Here is a 17,386-nt window from a genome sequence, read left to right on the forward strand (position 1 = left end):
AGAACCGCTAGCGGAGCACCACAGTGCGGTTGCCCTGCAGGATGACCCGTCCTTCGCAGTGCCACTTCACCGCGTTGGAGAGGGCCTTGCATTCAGTGTCGCGGCCGGCGGCCACCAGGTCCTCGGGCCCGTACGTGTGGTCCACGTCCACCACCTGCTGGGAGATGATGGGTCCCTCGTCCAGTTCTGCGTTGACGTAGTGGGCCGTGGCGCCCACGGTCTTGACGCCGCGGGCGTAGGCCTGGTGGTACGGCTTGGCACCCTTGAAGCTGGGCAGGAACGAGTGGTGGATGTTGATGGCCCGGCCGTCCAGCTTGCGGGTCAGGTCGTCGCTGAGCACCTGCATGTAGCGGGCCAGCACCACCAGTTCGACGTCGAGCCCGTCCACGAGTGCCATCAGCGCGGCTTCCGCTGCGGGTTTGGTGTCGGCAGTGACCGGGATGTGGTGGAACGGGATGCCGTGCCACTGCACCAGTGCCTCGTGGTCCCGGTGGTTGGATACCACCGCAACGATTTCCACCGGCAGTTCTCCGATGCGGGCCCGGAACAGCAGGTCGTTGAGGCAGTGCCCGAACTTGGACACCATGATCAGCACCTTGCGCTTGGACCCGTGGCGTTCCAGCTGCCAGCGCATGCCGAATTTTTCGGCCACCGGGGCGAAGGAGGTCCGCATCTCCTCCAGCGTGGAATCGTCACCTTCGGAGACGAAGTGCACGCGCATGAAGAAGTGGCCTTCGGAGCGCTCACCGAACTGCTTGTTGTCGATGATGTCGCAGCCGTGCTCCAGCAGGAACCCGGAGACGGCGTGCACAATGCCGGGCCCCTCGGGGCAGTCCAGGGTCAGGACGTGTTCCACGGTGGTGGGCGCTTTCGACGCGGGGATATGGGTTTCAGTAACAGTCATGGCTCAGCACTCGATCACATTCACGGCGAGGCCTCCTCGGGAGGTTTCCTTGTACTTGGTTTTCATGTCGGCTCCGGTGTCACGCATGGTCTTGATCGCCTTGTCCAGCGAGACCTTGTGGCTGCCGTCCCCGTGCAGGGCCAGCCGGGCCGCGTTGATCGCCTTCAAGCTGGCGATCGCATTCCGCTCAATGCAGGGGATCTGCACCAGCCCGCCCACGGGATCGCAGGTCAGGCCCAGGTTGTGCTCGATCCCTACCTCGGCGGCGTTTTCCACCTGCGCCGGCGTTCCGCCGAGCACTTCGCAGAGCCCGGCCGCAGCCATCGAGCAGGCGGAGCCCACCTCGCCCTGGCAGCCCACTTCGGCGCCGGAGATGGAGGCGTTGGTTTTGAACAGGATTCCGACGGCGGCCGCCGCCAGCAGGAAGCGGACCACACCGTCGTCGTCGGCTCCCGGAACAAACTTCACGTAGTAGTGCAGGACGGCCGGCACGATGCCCGCGGCTCCGTTGGTGGGGGCAGTGACGATCCGCCCGCCGGCGGCGTTCTCCTCATTCACGGCCAGCGCGAAGAGGTTCACCCATTCCATCGCGAGCAGCGGGTCCGCCGGTGCCTGGACGGGCGACGGCGACGCTGCCGCAGCTTCGGCGGTGGCGGCCGAGGCCGTCAGGGTCCGGAACAGGGCAGGCGCCCGCCGGGTGACGTTCAGGCCGCCGGGCAGGATGCCTTCGGCGTTGCAGCCGTTCTCCACGCATTCGCGCATGACGGCCCACAGCCCCAGCAGCTGCTCGCGGAGTTCCGCTTCGCTGCGCCAGGTGAGTTCGTTGGCCAGCATGACGTCGGAGATGGACATGCCTTCGCGGCTGCAGATCTGCAGGAGTTCATCCGCCGTGGAGAACGGGTAGGGCAGCACGGTGTCATCCGGCACCACCTTGTCCCCGCCTTCGGCGTCGCCGTCCACCACAAAGCCGCCGCCGATCGAGTAGAAGCTCCGCTCGCTCAGGACGGCACCCGTGTGGTCCAGGGCCCGGAAGGTCATGCCGTTGGGGTGCGCGGGAAGGGACTTGCGCCGGTGGAGCACCACGTCCTCTTCCCAGTTGAAGTCCACCCGGTGCGCCCCGGCGATGTGCAGTTCGGCGTCCAGCGCGGCGGCTGCCACCTGGTCGTCGGCGGTGGTGGTGTCCACGGTTTCCGGGTCCAGGCCCTTCAGCCCCAGGACCACGGCCTTGTCCGAGCCGTGGCCGCGGCCGGTGGCGCCGAGGGAGCCGAACAGTTCGGTCTGGACCCGGGCGGTGGCGGCCAGCTGGCCGTCGCCCTTCAGTCCGTCCGCGAACAGCTTGGCCGCCCGCATCGGGCCCACCGTGTGTGACGACGAGGGCCCGATGCCGACGGAAAAGAGGTCAAGGACGCTGAGCGCCATCAGGGGACCTCTGGCGAGGCGTACTCCCGCATGGCGTCCAGCAGCCACCGGCCCAGGAACTCGGCGAAGGAAGCGCGGGGGAAGATCCGGAAGGACTCGTCACCGGTCTTCCACAGGATGGCGGGGATGTTCGCGATTTCCGTGGAGAAGGCGGTGCCGGCCTTGAAGGCCCGCGGGTGCAGGTCCAGCGAGCAGCCCTTTTCCAGGACGGCGCGGGCCCGGGGGCCCGTCAGTTCGAACGTGGTCCGGTTGGCGGACAGGTCCACCACCTGGCCCGCGTCCCCGCCCAGCGCGTCCCGGAGCGCGGGGATGAGGTCCCCGCCCAGGGATTCGTGCGCCTCGGTGGGTGCAACCACCAGGAACTCGGCGGGGCCGAGCCACAGGACGGACACGTCGCCGTTTCCGGCCACGGCACCGGAGCCGGTGGGGAGGCCGCCGGTGACACCGGCCAGGCGCTCCGCCGCGGCGGATCCTGCGAGGGCCCGGAGGCCCACCATGGTCAGGAAGGGCACCTCGGAGATTTCAACGGTGCCGGCCAGTGAGCCGGCCGTGAAGTCTTCCGCCAGCTGGCGCGCCGGGCTGACGCGGGCGGCGAGGTTCTTCTCGGCGTTGGTCTTTGCGGAGGTCGGGGATGCTGCTGTTTCAGCCATCTTTACGGGTCCCTTCAGAGTCAAAAAGCACTGTTTCTGCGACGACCACGTCCACCAGCTGGTCGCCGGCGGCTGCCACCAGCGTTTCGCCGATGCGGTTGCGTCCGTTCTTGATCAGGGCCAGGCCGAACGACCGGCCCAGCGCTGCGCTGTGGTAGCTGGAGGTGACGAACCCTTCCATCGGCACGGGGCCGTAGGCGGGGTTGGTGGAGCGTCCCTTCTCCACCAGCTGGGTGCCTTCGGGCAGGCGCAGCGTGCCGTCCACGGGGAGGACGCTGACCAGGTGCTTGCGGTCCTCACGCTGCGCGTCCGACCGGGTGTAGGAGCGCTTGCCGATGAAGTCCTTGGCCTTGGAAACGATCCACTCCATGCCCGCGTCCTGCGGGGTGACGGTGCCGTCCGTGTCCTGCCCGACGATCGGGTAGCCCTTTTCGGCGCGCAGCACGTGCATGGTTTCGGTGCCGTAGGGGGTGATGTTGAATTCGGCACCGGCGGCGGCCACGGATTCCCAGGTGTTCAGCCCGTACCAGGCCGGGACATTGATCTCGTAGGCGAGTTCACCGGAGAACGAGATCCGGCAGATCCGGGCGCGTACGCCGGAGGCGAGGGTGGTTTCGCGGAAGGTCATGAACGGGAAGGCTTCAGCGTCCAGGCCGCCGTTGGCAGCCAGTTCGGGCGCCACCTTGGCGATGACCTCACGGGACTTGGGTCCGACGACGGCGATCGTGCTCCACTGTTCGGTGACGGAGGTGCACTGCACGTCCAGTTCCGGCCACTCGGTCTGCAGCCATTCCTCCAGCCAGTCCAGTACCTTGGCGGCACCGCCGGTGGTGGTGGTCATGAAGTAGGTGTCGTCGTCCACGCGGAGGGTCACGCCGTCGTCGAAGATCATGCCGTCCGGGGTGCACATGACGCCGTAGCGCGCCGAGCCCGGGGCGAGCTTCTTGAACGCGTTGGTGTACATCCGGTTCAGGAACTCCCCCGCGTCCTTGCCGCGGATTTCGATCTTGCCCAGGGTGGTGGCGTCCATGAAGCCAACGGATTCGCGGACGGCGGCGCATTCGCGCAGCACGGCAGCGTCCATGTCCTCCCCGGCCTGCGGGTAGTACCAGGGCCGCTTCCACTGTCCAACGTCCTCGAACAGCGCGCCCTTGGCCACGTGCCAGGGGTGGATGGACGTAACGCGGGCGGGGTCGAACAGTTCCCCGCGCTGGCGTCCGGCCAGTGCCGCGAAAGCCACCGGGGTGAAGGGGGCGCGGTAGGTGGTGGTGCCGATGTCTCCGATGCCGCGGGAGGCTTCGCCGGCGGTGCGCAGGGCCGCGGCGATGACGCCGATGGCGTTGACGCCGGAGGTCTTGCCCTGGTCGTTGGCCGTGCTGATGGAGGTGTACCGCTTGATGTGTTCCACCGAGCGCATGCCGGCACCGGTGGAGCGGAGGACGTCCGCCACGGACTGGTCGCGCTGGAAGTCCACGAAGTGGTGGTGCCAGTCATCCGGGGTGCCGTTCTCGCCCGGCACCAGCCACAGCTGGCGGGTGGGGGCGGAGGCCTTCGGGTCGCCGAACACGGAGGGTTCGACGGCGGATTCGAAGCCTGTGGCGATGGCCGCCTTCGCGCCGGCGGAGATGCCCTCCGCAACGCAGTCTTCGGTGGCGAAGGAGCCGCGGCCGGCGCCAATGGTCTGCTGGGCGGGGACCTCGGTGCTGGGCACGAAGGCTGCCAGCTCCTCGTCCCAGCGCAGCTTGCCCTGGCGCTGGGAGTGCAGGTGGACCAGCGGGCTCCAGCCGCCGGACACAGCCAGCAGGTCTGCTGCGATCTGCTCGACGCCGGAGGTGAGCTCGCCGTCGTCGTTGATGCTGCGGACGGTCACGCCGTCCAGGCGGCCGTCGGCGCCGGCGGAGGTGTTGGCCACCGCGCTGCCGATCAGCACCCGGATCCCGGATTCGACGGCGGCAGTTGCCGCTGCGGTCAGTGCCGGACGGGCGTCCACCACGGCGGCGACCTTGACGCCCGCGGCCGCGAGGTCGGCGGCGACGGCGTAGGCGCTGTCGTTGGTGGTGCTGATGACCACGCGCTTGCCGGCGGCCACGCCGTAGCGGTTCAGGTAGCTGCGCACGGCGGAGGCGAGCATGATGCCGGGGCGGTCGTTGTTCTCGAACACCAGGGGGCGTTCGTGGGCGCCCGGGGCGACGACCACCTGGCTGGCACGGATGTGCCAAATCCGCTGGCGGGACACGCCTGCGGCTGCGGGGCTGGTGAGGTGGTCGGTTCGGTTCTGGACGGCGATGACGTAGTTGGCGTCGTAGGCGCCGAACGCGGTGGTGCGGTTCAGGACCGTGGACTCGGCGCCGGATACCAGCTCGGCTTCAACGTCGGCCACCCATTCCAGGGCGGGCTTTCCTTCGATGGTCTCGGCAAGGCCGGGAGCGGTGGAACCGGAGAGCAGCGAGCCGCCGAGTTCGGGCTGGTCATCGAGGAGCATGACCCTGGCGCCGGTGCGGACAGCCTCGCGGGCTGCGGCGAGCCCGGCGGGGCCGCCACCGATGACCAGGACGTCGGTGTGGACGTACTTCTTGTCGTATTCGGCGCGGTCGTCCTCCGGGTCCAGCTTGCCCAGGCCGTTGAGCAGGGTGGCCTGGAGTCCGTCCACCAGGGAAACGGTGGTGGCGGGGAGCATGGATTCGGCCACGTGGCCGGGGAAGCGGGCTTCCACGCGGACCAGGGCGTTGGCCTCCTCCACCCCGGCGGACATGATGCCGCGGGGGCGGTCCTCGTAGAGGGAGTTGCCGGCGGCGATGCGGCCGTTGGCCAGCAGCGCGGAGGCCAGGGTGTCACCGGGGTGGCCGGTGAACTCCTCGCCGTCCACGGTGAAGCGCCAGGAGATGGTGCGGTCGATGCGGCCGCCGGTAGCCAGGCGGGCGTTCTGGGAAGTCACTTGGTCGCTCCTTCCGGGGCGGTGGTGCTGAGGATGCTCGTGGTGGAGGTGCTGGGTGCGGCACTTCCCGTGGTGGTGCTGTCAGGGCCGGTGCTGGCGGTCCCGGTTTCGGGCGCGCCGTCCGGGGAGCGGTCGGGCCGCTTCGCCCCCATCGGGTAGATGGCCTTGATGTCGTAGCTCACGGTGTCGCGGAGCATGTTGAACCACTGGCGGCAGCCGGTGCTGTGGACCCAGCGCTCGGCGAAGATGCCTTTGGGGTTCTCCCGGTAGAAGAGGTAGCGGGACCACTCCGTGTCGCTGAGCTCGTTGGGGTTCTCGGGGTACGGGACGTGGGCCTGTCCCCCGTAGTGGAATTCGGTTTCGTCCCGCGGGCCGCAGTTGGGGCATGGGATCAGCAGCATGTGCGTTAGTCCTTTTCTGGTGGCGGCGGCTAGTGGGCCACGGCGGCGGCGCCGTGTTCGTCGATGAGGGCGCCGGTTTCGAAGCGTTCCAGCGAGAACGGCGCATTCAGCTTGTGCGGGGCGCCGGTGGCGATGGTGTGCGCGAAGGTCATGCCGGCGGCGGGAGTGCCCTTGAATCCGCCGGTTCCCCAGCCGCAGTTCACGAACATGTTCTCCACGGGAGTGGTGCCCACGATCGGCGAGGCGTCCAGGGTGGTGTCCACGATGCCGCCCCAGGTCCGGAGCACGTGGGCCCTGGCGAAGATGGGGAAGAGTTCGACGGCGGCCGCCATCTGCTGCTCGATCACGTGGAAGGAGCCGCGCTGGCCGTAGCCGTTGTAGGAGTCCACGCCGGCGCCCATGACCAGTTCACCCTTGTGCGCCTGGGAGACGTAGACGTGCACGTGGTTGGACATGACCACCGTGGGGTGGACAGGCTCGTGCAGTTCGGAGACCAGGGCCTGCAGGGGGTGGGACTGGATGGGAAGCTGGAAGCCGGCCATTTCGGCCAGGACGGAGCTGTGGCCTGCGGCGCAGAGGCCCACCTTCTCCGTGTTGATGGTGCCGCGGTTGGTCTTGACGCCCACCACGCGGTCGCCGTCCTTCAGGAAGCCGGTCACCTCGCAGTTCTGGATGATGTCAACGCCCATTTCGTCGCACTTGCGGGCGAAGGCCCAGGCCACGTGGTCGTGCTTGGCGATGCCGGCGCGGGGCTGGTAGGTGGCGCCCATGACGGGATAGCGGATGTTGTCGCGGATGTTAAGGATGGGGCAGAGTTCCTTGACCTGCTGCGGGTCCAGCCATTCGGCGTCCACGCCGTTGAGCTTGTTGGCACCGACGCGGCGCATGCTTTCGCGCACATCGCCCAGGGTGTGGGCCAGGTTCATCACTCCGCGCTGGCTGAACAGGAAGTCGTACTCGAGTTCCTCGGGCAGGATTTCCCAGAGTTTGAGGGCCTGCTCATAGATGGCCGCGCTCTCGTCCCAGAGGTAGTTGGAGCGGATGATGGTGGTGTTGCGGGCCATGTTGCCACCGGCGAGCCAGCCCTTTTCCAGGACTGCAATGTTAGTCATCCCGTGGTTCTTGGCCAGGAAGTATGCGGTGGCCAGGCCGTGCCCGCCGCCGCCGACGATCACGGCGTCGTAGGAGGACTTGGGTTCCGGGTTCCGCCAGAGGAAGTCCGGGTGCTCCGGAAGGTGCTGGGTGCTCACTGGGCGGCTCCAATCAGGTCTGCCTCGATGCCGGCCAGGTTGGCGTCGGCGGAGAGGTGCGGGTAGAGGGGGAACTTGCCGGCCAGGGCCGTCACGCGTTCCCGGAGTTCGACGGCGGTGTCCCCGGGGAGGGTGCCCGTGCCGGCGGAGGCAATCAGGGCCGTTGCGATGATGTCCGCAACCTCGGTGAACTCGGCGGCGCCGAAGCCGCGGGCGGCCAGGGCGGGGGTGCCGATCCGGAGGCCGGAGGAGACCATCGGCGGGCGGGGGTCGAAGGGGACGGCGTTGCGGTTGACCGTGATACCGATCTGGTGGAGTGCGTCCTCACCCTGCTGGCCGTCCAGTTCGGAGTTGCGGAGGTCCACCAGGACCAGGTGGACGTCGGTGCCGCCGTTGACCACGGAAATGCCCGCGGCTGCGACGTCGTCCTGGAGGAGTCGCTCGGCCAGCAGCTTGGCGCCCTGCAGCACCCGCTCCTGGCGCTCCTTGAATTCGGGGGCGGCAGCGAGCTTGAACGCCACGGCCTTGGCTGCCACAACGTGCTCCAGCGGACCACCCTGCTGGCCCGGGAACACAGCGCTGTTGATCTTCTTGGCGTATTCCTCCTTGGCCAGGATGACGCCGCCTCGCGGACCGCCCAGGGTCTTGTGCGTGGTGGTGGTGACCACGTCCGCGTACGGGACGGGGTTGGGGTGCAGGCCGGCGGCGACGAGTCCGGCGAAGTGCGCCATGTCCACCATGAGGTAGGCGCCCACGAGGTCGGCGATGCGGCGGAATTCGGCGAAGTCCAGCTGGCGGGAGTAGGCGGACCAGCCGGCCACGATCAGCTTGGGCTTGTGCTCCAGGGCCAGGGCTTCCACCTCGGCCATATCGATCCGGAGGTCTTCCTCGCGGACGTGGTAGGGAACCACGTTGTAGAGCTTGCCGGAGAAGTTGATCTTCATGCCGTGCGTGAGGTGTCCGCCGTGCGCCAGGGAGAGCCCCAGGATGGTGTCGCCCGGGTTCAGCAGGGCGAACATGGCGGCGGCGTTGGCCTGGGCACCGGAGTGCGGCTGCACGTTGGCGAACTCGGCGCCGAAGAGTGCCTTCACGCGGTCGATGGCCAGCTGCTCGATGACGTCCACGTGCTCGCAGCCACCGTAGTAGCGCTTGCCCGGGTATCCCTCGGCGTACTTGTTGGTGAGCACCGAGCCCTGGGCCTCCATGACGGAGGACGGAGCGAAATTCTCCGACGCAATCATTTCCAGGGTGGACTGCTGGCGGTGCAGTTCCTGTGCCACAGCGGCGGCGACGTCGGCGTCGACCGTGGCGAGCGAGGCGTTCAGTACGTCCTGCATTGTTCTCCTTCTGAGCCCTTCGGAGTTACTGACCTATAACTGATCTGTAACTGATATATTAGAACTGTCGTAATAGTATGTTCCAGATCACTTGGACGTCAATAGCACTCCTGGGAAGGCTCGAAATGAGCGTCACATTAGAGAACCACCTGGCCGGCGACGGGGACCTCTCACTCTCCGAACTGGCCTACCGGCACCTCCGCGACCGGCTCATCATGCTGGACATCCGGCCGGGCGAGGCGATCAACGACGGCAAGCTGGCCGCCGAACTCGGGATCGGCCGGACGCCGGTCCGGGAAGCCCTCAAGCGGCTGGAAAGTGACCACCTCGTGGTGTCCTATCCCCGCCGCGGAACGTTCGCCACCATCGTCGACATCACCGAACTCGCTGACGTTTCGGAGCTGCGCGAATCCTTGGAACCCTTGGCCGCACGCCGGGCCGCGAAGCTGGCAACGCCGGCGCTGCGGGCGGAAATCCGGGAAACCGCGGCCGCGATCTCCACCATGGGCGACGACGACGATCCCTACGACCTCATGCGGTACGACATCAAGGTCCACCGGCTGATCTACCGGGCCGCCGCGAACGCGCACCTCGAGGACGTCCTGATCCGGTACGACAACCTGGCCACGCGCATCTGGTGCATGGTGCTGGAAAAAGTACCGTCCGTCGCGTCCCACATTGCCGAACACGTTGAGCTGCTGGAGGCAGTGGCCGACGGCGACGCGGACCGGGCGGGCAAGCTCGCCCTGGAGCACGTCACCAGTTTCGAGCAGGCCATCCGGAACGTGCTCTAGCTGTACTGTCCCGGCAGGTTGGTGACTCGGGGACGGATTTGACGCAATAAGAGGACCTCCGGGTGTTGTGTGGTGCTTGTCGAGAGCGAACACAAACCAGGAGGTCCTCGTGTCCCACCGTAACGCGTTTTTGGCTCATTCGGGTCGTCTGCAGCTGGCCCGGTGCATTGTGGTGGATGGGTGGCCGTTACGCCGGGCTGCTGAGCGGTTCAACGTCTCCGTCCCGACGGCCGCGCGCTGGTCCCGCCGCTACCTGGAACTGGGCGAGGCAGGGCTGGAGGACCGCAGGAGCCGGCCCCTGACCTGCCCGCACAGGACCCGGGTGCGCACCGAGCGGCGCGTGCTGGGGCTGCGGGTGAACCGGCGCTGGGGTCCGGCACGGATCGCCTACCACCTGCGTCTGAACGTCTCCACGGTGCACCGCATCCTGAGCCGCTACCTTTGTCCGCCGCTGCGGTTCACCGACCCGGCAACAGGGATCAGGGTCCGTGGCCGGGACCGCGCCCACCGGTACGAATATGCCTGGCCAGGGGAAATGATCCACGTAGACATCAAAAAGCTCGGACGCATCCCCAACGGCGGCGGACACCGCATCCACGGGCGGGTGCAGGGCGAAGCGAACTCCAGGGCCCGGAACGTCGCGGAAGGCCGGCCCAAGGACCGCGGCCAGGTTCGCGGCTACACCTTCCTGCACCACGCCGTGGATGACCATTCCCGGTTCGTGTACTCCGAGATCCTGCCGGACGAAACCAAAGAGACCGCGTCGGCGTTCATGCGCAACGCCATCGCCGCGTTTGCCGCCCAGGGCGTCAAAATCCAGAGGGTGCTCACGGACAACGGCGCTTGCTACCGCTCCCGAGCCTTCGCAGCAGTCCTGGGCGAAGCCGGGATCAGGCACAAACGCACCCGGCCGTACCGGCCCCAAACCAACGGCAAGGTCGAACGCTTCAACCGCATCCTGCAAGAGGAATGGGCCTACGCCAAGGCCTACAGCTCAGAAGCCGAACGGCAATCCTGCTACCCCGACTTCATCGAGTACTACAATCAGCGCAGGCCACACACTGCACTCAAAGGCGCCTCACCCGCCAGCCGTGTCACCAACCAACCGGGTTAGTACAGCTAGCCGTCGCGTCCAACCGCGGCTAGCCCAGCCGGGCCCGTACCTCCTGCGCGAATTCCAGCGTGGTGGCCGAGCCTCCCAGGTCCGGTGTGGCGATGCCGTCTGCCAGCGCCGACTCGAAAGCGCCGGTAAGGGACTGCGCGGCCGCCGCCTCGCCCAGATGGTCCAGCATCATGGCGGCAGCCCAGAAGGCGCCGACGGGGTTGGCGATGCCCTTGCCGGCGATGTCCGGGGCGGAACCGTGGACTGGCTCGAACATCGACGGGTGCCGGCGCTCGGGGTTCAGGTTGGCACTCGGGGCGATGCCGATGGAACCGGCCACTCCGGCCACCAGGTCGGACAGGATATCCCCGAACAGGTTGGATGCGACGATGGTGCGGACGCTGGTGGGCTTCATGACCAGCCGGGCCGCGAGCGCATCGATGAGCACCTTGTCCACCGTGACGCCGGGGAACTGTTCCACCGTCCGTGCCACCACTTCGTCCCAGAACGGCATGGTGTGGATGATGCCGTTGGATTTGGTGGCCGAGACCAGGATGCCGCCGCGTTTCGTTGCGGCCTCTGCCGCGTAGCGGGCCACCCTGCTGATGCCGGCTTTGGTGAAGACGCTCTCCTGGACGGCGAATTCAGCGTCCGTCCCCGCACCGAAGCGGCCGCCGATCTGCGAGTACTCGCCTTCAACGTTTTCCCGGACCACCACGATGTCCAGGTCCTCGAGGCCCGGCATCGCTCCCTTGACCCCGGGCAGCAGCTTCATGGGGCGAAGGTTGACGTACTGGTCAAACTCCCGGCGGATGGGAATCAGCAGTCCCCACAACGTCACGTCGTCGGGGACGTCGGGGGTGCCCACCGCTCCCAGATAGATCCCGTCGCCGCTGCCGAGCTGCTCAATGCCGTCAATGGGCATCATCCGGCCGGTTTTGACGTAGAGGTCGCTGTTCCAGTCACGGACACGCCAGTTGACGGTGAAGCCATGCAGCCCGGCCACAGCATCCACGCACCCCATGGCTACCTCGGTGACGTCCACGCCGATGCCATCACCGGGAATCGAATCGATGGTGTAGGTGCGGGTCATGTTTTTCCTGTCTTTCCGGCGTTCGTGGGTGTGGGTAAAGCCTAAGCCGGGGTCGGCGACGCCGAGGCTCCAGCACGGGCGGCACGCGGCAGAAATCCCGCCGGTTCGCTTTTGATCCTGATGAGCGCAGATTCGACGGCACCCTGGACTACTGCTTCGGCCCCGAGGGTACTCGCAACGATGCGCGGGAGCGGCAGTCCGGAGTCTGTGGGCAGCAAGCCGCGCGCGCGTTCCAGGACGGGCTCGATGGCACCGGAGATGCCGCCGGCAATGACGACCCGCTCAATATCAAGAAGGCTGGCGAGCGCCACCGTGATGCGGGCCAGCCGTTCACCCAGCCGCCCGATGATGTCCCGCGCAAAAGGATCCCCCTCACGGGCCGCCCGGAACACATCCTCCGCACTGATGTCCCCCTCGGTTATCTGCCGCAGAGAGGTAGCGCCGCCGTAGGCATGCACTCCCGCACGCGCCCACGTCCGGGCCAGCGCTCCGAGCCCGTCGGAGCCTCCCTCGTCGGACACGAGCTTATTGTCGAAGACGTCCAGGAACCGCATCTCGCCGGCACCGCCCTGCCGCCCCCGCAGAAGGCGTCCATCGACGATGAGGCCGGCTCCAAAGCGCTCCCCCGACAGCAAGGTGGCCACATTGGCTGACGGCTCGTGTGCCTGTTCCGCAAGGGCAGCGAGGTTGGCGTCATTCTCCACCATCACCTCACCGGGAAGCCCAGCGGTGAATCCGGAATTCATCAACTGCCAGAACTCGCCGCCCCCGGGAGACATGCCGGCGGCGTCAACCGGCGCGGGAACCCCGACGACCGTCAGCATGACGTCTCCGGCATCGCACCCTGCGTCCTCCAGCGTCCGGCCAATCAATTCGGCCGCAGCGGCAAGGCGTCCGGCCCGTCCCAGCATGTGTGAATCAATGCGCTGGCACCGCTTGCCGAGCTCACGGCCACGCAGGTCAGCAACGAGGGTTGTCAGGCGGCTCTCGCCGGCGTCCAGCCCCACCACTACGCCGGCAGCTTCCCGCAGCCGGTACCGGCGGGCCGGCCGGCCCTTGTTCGAGCGGCCGGCATCGCTTTCGTCGCCCACTTCTTCCAGCCAGCCCGCGTGGACAAGCCCGTCGCATACGCCGAGCACCGTGGCCCGGGTCAGGCCGGTGGCCGCCATTGCTTCACCCGCCGTGAACACCTGCTCCTGAAGGGCAAAGCGCAGCAGTGCTACCGAGTTGATCTGCCGTAACAGTTGGGTCGAGCTCGCCGTAGTTCCGTCCACCCCTTGACGATATCCCCTGCGTCCCCCATCCTCGTATAGGACTTAAATATAAGATCCAAATAAACTGTCTCGACCGCCCCCAGGAGCCGATGTTGCCACCTTTGACGTCCGCAGGGACGCACGTTTCCCGACGTACTTTCCTTGCCGCTGCGGGAGGTGCGCTGGCTGCCTTTGGCCTGGCCGGCTGCGCCCCGGCGGGAACGCGGCCCACCATCACATTCCACCAGTCCAAGCCCGAAGCCGTTCCGTACTTCCGTGACCTGGCTGCGAAGTTCACCGGATCGCAGGACCAGTTCCGGGTGCTGCATGACATGGCCACCAATCTGTCCGCCAGCTTTGTCCGCAGCAGTCCCCCGGATCTTGGCTGCCTGAACTACAACCTGGAGATGGCGCGGTTCATGGAGCGCGGTGCGCTCTCCGATCTTTCCGATCTCCCCGAGGCCGCATCCATCCGGAATGACGTGCTGGACCTTACCAACTGGTACCCCAGCTACCCCGGCCGCACCAGCGTGATCCCCTACTCGGTCATGGCCGCGTCCGTCATCTACAACCGCCGGATCTTCCAGGAGCACGGCCTGGCCGTTCCCACAACCTGGGACGAGTTGATCGACGTGTGCGAACGGCTGAAGTCAGCCGGGATCACTCCCATCTACGGCACTTTCCGGGATCCGTGGACCGTGGCGCAGGGCCTCTTCGATTACACGGTGGGCGGCATGGTGGACGTGCGCGGTTTCTACGCCAAGATGCACGGGATCGGCGAGGATGTGGGGCCGGACTCCGAGGTGTCATTCCAAAAGACCTTGCTGGAGCCGGTGCAGCGAATGGTCCAGCTGACCAAGTACGTCAATCCCGATGCGGCAAGCCGGGGCTACGGTGACGGCAACACCGCCATGGCGCAGGGCCAGGCGGCAATGTACTTCCAGGGCCCGTGGGCCTTCGGAGAAATCGAAAAGGCGGCCACCGGCCTGGACCTTGGCACCTTTCCCCTGCCAATGACCGCCGACCCCGCCGACCTCAAAGTCCGGGTGAACATCGACCTCTCACTATGGGTCCCCGAGGTCGCGAACGGAAAAGAAGGCGCGCGCGCCTTCCTCCAATACCTTCTGCAGCCGGAAATCCAGAACCCCTACAACGCCAAGTTCCTGGGATTCGGCACGGCCAAGGACGCTCCCCCTGTCACCGATCCGCGCATCGTCGAAATGCAGAAGTACTACGACGAAGGCCGCTTCTACATGGGCGCATCGCAATTCATCCCGAACACGATTCCCGCGGCCAACTACCTCCAGTCGATCATTGGTGGCGCCGATCCCGAAGCCACCCTGCGCCGGATGGACGCCGACTGGGCGCGCCTGGCTTTCCGGGCCTAGCCGCACTTCCGCCCCGACGCATGAAACGAGGATTCCCCCCATGTCATCAATGACCAGAACTTCCACCAGGGCGGCTGCGGCTCCCGCGGCGGCGCCGAAGGTGAAAAGTGCCCGGAAGAGCCGGGTTGACCCGCTTTATTACTTCTTTCTCTTCCCCTCGCTCGCAATCTTCACGCTCGCTGTCACGCTCCCCGCCGTGCTCGGCTTCGTCTACAGCTTCACCAATTCGGTCGGCTTCGGGGACTTCGAGTTCATCGGCATTCGGAATTTCATCGCGGTTTTCCGCGATGAAGGAGTCCTGGGTGCCTACGGATTCACCCTCGCCTTTTCGCTCCTGACCGTCATCGTCGTCAACATCCTGGCGTTCCTCCTGGCCCTGGGACTGACGTCCCGGGTCCGTTTCCGGACGGCGCTGCGCACGGTGTTCGTGATCCCCATGGTGATCTCCGGCATCGTCATCGCCTTTGTCTTCCAGTACCTCTTCTCCAATTCGCTTCCACTGGCGGGCAGGAACCTGGGAATTGAGCCGCTGGCCACGAGCATCCTCGCCAACCCGGACCTTGCCTGGCTGGGGATCGTTTTCGTCACTGCCTGGCAGTCGATTCCGAGCGCCATGCTGATCTACATCGCGGGGCTCCTCACGGTCCCGCCGGAGGTCTATGAAGCCAGTTCCATCGACGGCGCGACCCCCTGGCACAACCTGCGGCACATCACGTTGCCGCTGGTTGCCGGGTACGCGGTGATCAACACAGTGCTCGGTTTCAAGAACTACCTCAACGCCTACGACATCATCGTGGGCCTCACCGACGGCGGCCCCGGGGTGTCCACCCGCAGCGTTGCCATGGCCATCTTCCGGGGCTTTGAAGGCGGCGACTACGCCTACCAGATGGCCAACGCGGTGATCTTCTTCCTCATCAGCATCACCATCGCACTCATACAGCTTCGCTTCACACGTGGCAAAGGAGGGATCGCATGACCAACGCGACCCGCACTACCCCCGCAGGACCGGCCAATGCAGGACCAGCCAACGCCGGAACAATCAACGCAGGACCAGCAAGCGCCGGGAAGGGACGGATCCGCAGCGGCCACGAACGCACCAACTGGACCGCCACCGTCATCCTCATCGTGTGCACGCTCGGTGTGCTCGTCCCGCTGTACGTAACGGTCAGCATGGCTTTCAAAACCACCGGGCAGGCCGTCAACGGCAACGCCTTCTCACTGCCGGCGCCCCTGAGCCTCGAAGGCTTCAGCCAGGCATGGACGCTGACGAACTTTCCCCGGGGCTTCGCGATATCCGTTTTCGTATCCGCCACGGCAGTCGTTGGAGAGATCGTCGTATCAGCGCTGGCCGCCTATGCCATAGTCCGCAACTGGGACCGCCGGATCTTCCGCTGGTCATTCTTTTACCTGCTCGCAGCCATGTTCATCCCGTTCCCCGTCGTGGCACTGCCGCAAATCCAACTGACGGGCATGGTGGGGCTGGACAATCCACTCGGCGTTGCGATCCTGCACATCGTTTTTGCCCTGGCCTTCAACACGATGCTGTTCACCGCGTTCCTGCGCTCCATCCCCCTGGAACTGGAGGAAAGCATGCGAATGGACGGCGCCGGGACGTGGCAGGTATTTTGGCGGCTCATCTTCCCGCTGCTCGGACCAATGAGCGCAACCGTGGGGATCTTCGCCTTCATCGCGTCCTGGAATGACTTCATGATGCCCTCACTCATCATTTCCGACCCCGAACTGCAGACCATCCCCGTGCTGCAAAAGATCTTCCAGACGCAGTTCAGCAACAGCTACAACGTGGCCTTCGCTTCCTACCTGATGGCAATGGCGCCGGCCATCATCGTCTACCTCTTTACCCAGCGGTGGGTCATGTCCGGCCTCACCCAGGGTGCCGTTAAGTAAGGCGCCTCGCGCCACCTGCCACCCGGCATGACACCCACTGAACAACCTGAAGGAATGCATCGTGCCCATCACGGCGACCTCACACCCGGCGCCCGGCGAAGCCGCGGAATCCAGCACAACCGCGGACTTTCGCATCGGAATCGACGTCGGCGGGACCTGGATCAAGGGTGCCGTGGTCAACGTGGCCAACGGGATGCTGGGCAGCGGCGTCCGCCGGCTCCCGACGCCGCCCGGCGGCAGGGTGCATGACGTCGTGGACACCGTTGCCCGGCTCATCGCGGATCTTGAGCCGGAAAGCCCGGGGACTGGTACCCGGGCAGTCGGGGTGGCTGTCCCCTCGATAGTCCATCGAGGGGTTGCCAGGTCCGCGGCCAACGTGGACAGCAGCTGGGTCGGGCTTGATGTCCAGTCCTACCTGGAATCCCACCTGGGCCGGCCTGTAGGGGTCGTGAATGACGCCGATGCCGCCGGGGAAGCGGAAGCCCGCTACGGTGCCGGCGCAGCCACCCAGGGCGTCGTCCTGGTCCTGACCCTGGGAACAGGCATCGGATCGGCACTCATCGTGGACGGCAGGCTGGTGCCAAACTTCGAATTGGGCCACCTGGAAATCGGCGGCTTCAAGGCAGAATCCCGGGCCTCCGCCGTCGTCCGCGAAAACGAAGGCCTCGACTGGGTGGAGTACGCCGGCCGGCTGCAGCGGTACCTGGCCCATGTTGAGTTCCTGTTCTCGCCGGACCTCATCATCATCGGCGGGGGAATCTCGGCGTGCAGCCACGAATACCTGCCCCGCCTGTCACTGCGCACCCCGGTCATCCCGGCAAGGCTGGAAAACTCGGCGGGCGTGGTGGGCGCTGCCCTGCAGGCAACAGCTGCCGGCAAAGAGATCATCCAAAATACCTGAAGTGTGACGTGGAATACTTCAGTACAAATGCCGCCGGACGTCCCGGCGTCGGCC

The 17,386-nt window shown here is 66.4% G+C and carries 15 protein-coding genes; 6 read left to right on the forward strand and 9 right to left on the reverse strand.

Annotated features, from left to right (window positions below; all coding sequences use genetic code 11):
- Positions 1–7: 7 nt before the first annotated feature.
- From purU to glyA, 7 genes are read right to left on the reverse strand one after another with little or no spacing between them, the layout of a single operon-like run.
- Positions 8–904, reverse strand: a complete 897-nt coding sequence (gene purU, locus LDO22_RS12025; protein WP_224023388.1) for a formyltetrahydrofolate deformylase — start codon at positions 902–904, stop codon at positions 8–10.
- A gap of 3 nt (positions 905–907) precedes the next feature.
- Positions 908–2,323 (reverse strand): L-serine ammonia-lyase, encoded by a 1,416-nt coding sequence (locus tag LDO22_RS12030; protein ID WP_224023390.1) that lies wholly within the window; start codon positions 2,321–2,323, stop codon positions 908–910.
- A complete protein-coding gene (locus tag LDO22_RS12035) occupies positions 2,323–2,973 on the reverse strand; it encodes a sarcosine oxidase subunit gamma family protein (protein WP_224023392.1) in 651 nt (216 codons plus the stop codon). Before LDO22_RS12035 ends, LDO22_RS12030 begins: the two co-directional genes overlap by 1 nt.
- Positions 2,966–5,908 (reverse strand): sarcosine oxidase subunit alpha family protein, encoded by a 2,943-nt coding sequence (locus LDO22_RS12040; RefSeq protein ID WP_224023394.1) that lies wholly within the window; start codon positions 5,906–5,908, stop codon positions 2,966–2,968. Before LDO22_RS12040 ends, LDO22_RS12035 begins: the two co-directional genes overlap by 8 nt.
- On the reverse strand, positions 5,905–6,309 hold the full coding sequence (locus LDO22_RS12045; RefSeq protein ID WP_224023396.1) for a sarcosine oxidase subunit delta: 405 nt from the start codon (positions 6,307–6,309) through the stop codon (positions 5,905–5,907). The genes LDO22_RS12040 and LDO22_RS12045 overlap by 4 nt, the downstream gene beginning before the upstream one ends.
- 29 nt (positions 6,310–6,338) lie before the next feature.
- Positions 6,339–7,559 (reverse strand): sarcosine oxidase subunit beta family protein, encoded by a 1,221-nt coding sequence (locus LDO22_RS12050; protein ID WP_159630241.1) that lies wholly within the window; start codon positions 7,557–7,559, stop codon positions 6,339–6,341.
- Entirely contained in the window at positions 7,556–8,896 is a 1,341-nt protein-coding gene (glyA, locus tag LDO22_RS12055; protein WP_224023398.1) for a serine hydroxymethyltransferase, read from the reverse strand. Before glyA ends, LDO22_RS12050 begins: the two co-directional genes overlap by 4 nt.
- A 125-nt stretch (positions 8,897–9,021) precedes the next feature.
- Between glyA and LDO22_RS12060 the strand changes: the two genes are divergently transcribed.
- Both LDO22_RS12060 and LDO22_RS12065 read left to right on the forward strand, forming a co-directional pair.
- Positions 9,022–9,690, forward strand: coding sequence for a GntR family transcriptional regulator (locus tag LDO22_RS12060; RefSeq protein ID WP_224023400.1), 669 nt, complete (start codon positions 9,022–9,024; stop codon positions 9,688–9,690).
- 109 nt (positions 9,691–9,799) lie between these two features.
- The gene (locus tag LDO22_RS12065) at positions 9,800–10,804 is read left to right on the forward strand and encodes an IS481 family transposase (RefSeq protein WP_224023402.1); all 1,005 of its coding nucleotides are present in this window, start codon (positions 9,800–9,802) and stop codon (positions 10,802–10,804) included.
- Positions 10,805–10,832: 28 nt separating this feature from the next.
- Here LDO22_RS12065 and LDO22_RS12070 read toward each other — a convergent pair whose 3' ends face one another.
- Together LDO22_RS12070 and LDO22_RS12075 are read right to left on the reverse strand one after the other, a co-directional pair.
- On the reverse strand, positions 10,833–11,885 hold the full coding sequence (locus LDO22_RS12070; RefSeq protein WP_224023404.1) for a tartrate dehydrogenase: 1,053 nt from the start codon (positions 11,883–11,885) through the stop codon (positions 10,833–10,835).
- Positions 11,886–11,926: 41 nt separating this feature from the next.
- On the reverse strand, positions 11,927–13,159 hold the full coding sequence (locus LDO22_RS12075) for an ROK family protein (protein WP_224023406.1): 1,233 nt from the start codon (positions 13,157–13,159) through the stop codon (positions 11,927–11,929).
- Between the two features lie 89 nt (positions 13,160–13,248).
- On the opposite strand from LDO22_RS12075, the gene LDO22_RS12080 reads away from it, so the two are divergent.
- From LDO22_RS12080 to LDO22_RS12095, 4 genes are all read left to right on the forward strand, one after another.
- Positions 13,249–14,526, forward strand: coding sequence for an extracellular solute-binding protein (locus LDO22_RS12080; RefSeq protein WP_224023408.1), 1,278 nt, complete (start codon positions 13,249–13,251; stop codon positions 14,524–14,526).
- Between the two features lie 49 nt (positions 14,527–14,575).
- On the forward strand, positions 14,576–15,502 hold the full coding sequence (locus LDO22_RS12085; RefSeq protein ID WP_224023410.1) for a sugar ABC transporter permease: 927 nt from the start codon (positions 14,576–14,578) through the stop codon (positions 15,500–15,502).
- A complete protein-coding gene (locus tag LDO22_RS12090) occupies positions 15,499–16,431 on the forward strand; it encodes a carbohydrate ABC transporter permease (RefSeq protein WP_224023412.1) in 933 nt (310 codons plus the stop codon). The genes LDO22_RS12085 and LDO22_RS12090 overlap by 4 nt, the downstream gene beginning before the upstream one ends.
- A gap of 133 nt (positions 16,432–16,564) precedes the next feature.
- Positions 16,565–17,332 carry a polyphosphate--glucose phosphotransferase gene (locus tag LDO22_RS12095; RefSeq protein WP_224027229.1) on the forward strand — a complete coding sequence of 256 codons (768 nt, stop codon included), beginning with the start codon at positions 16,565–16,567 and terminating at the stop codon, positions 17,330–17,332.
- Positions 17,333–17,386 lie beyond the last annotated feature (54 nt).

This window comes from Arthrobacter sp. NicSoilC5 (assembly GCF_019977395.1).
Lineage (GTDB): Bacteria > Actinomycetota > Actinomycetes > Actinomycetales > Micrococcaceae > Arthrobacter.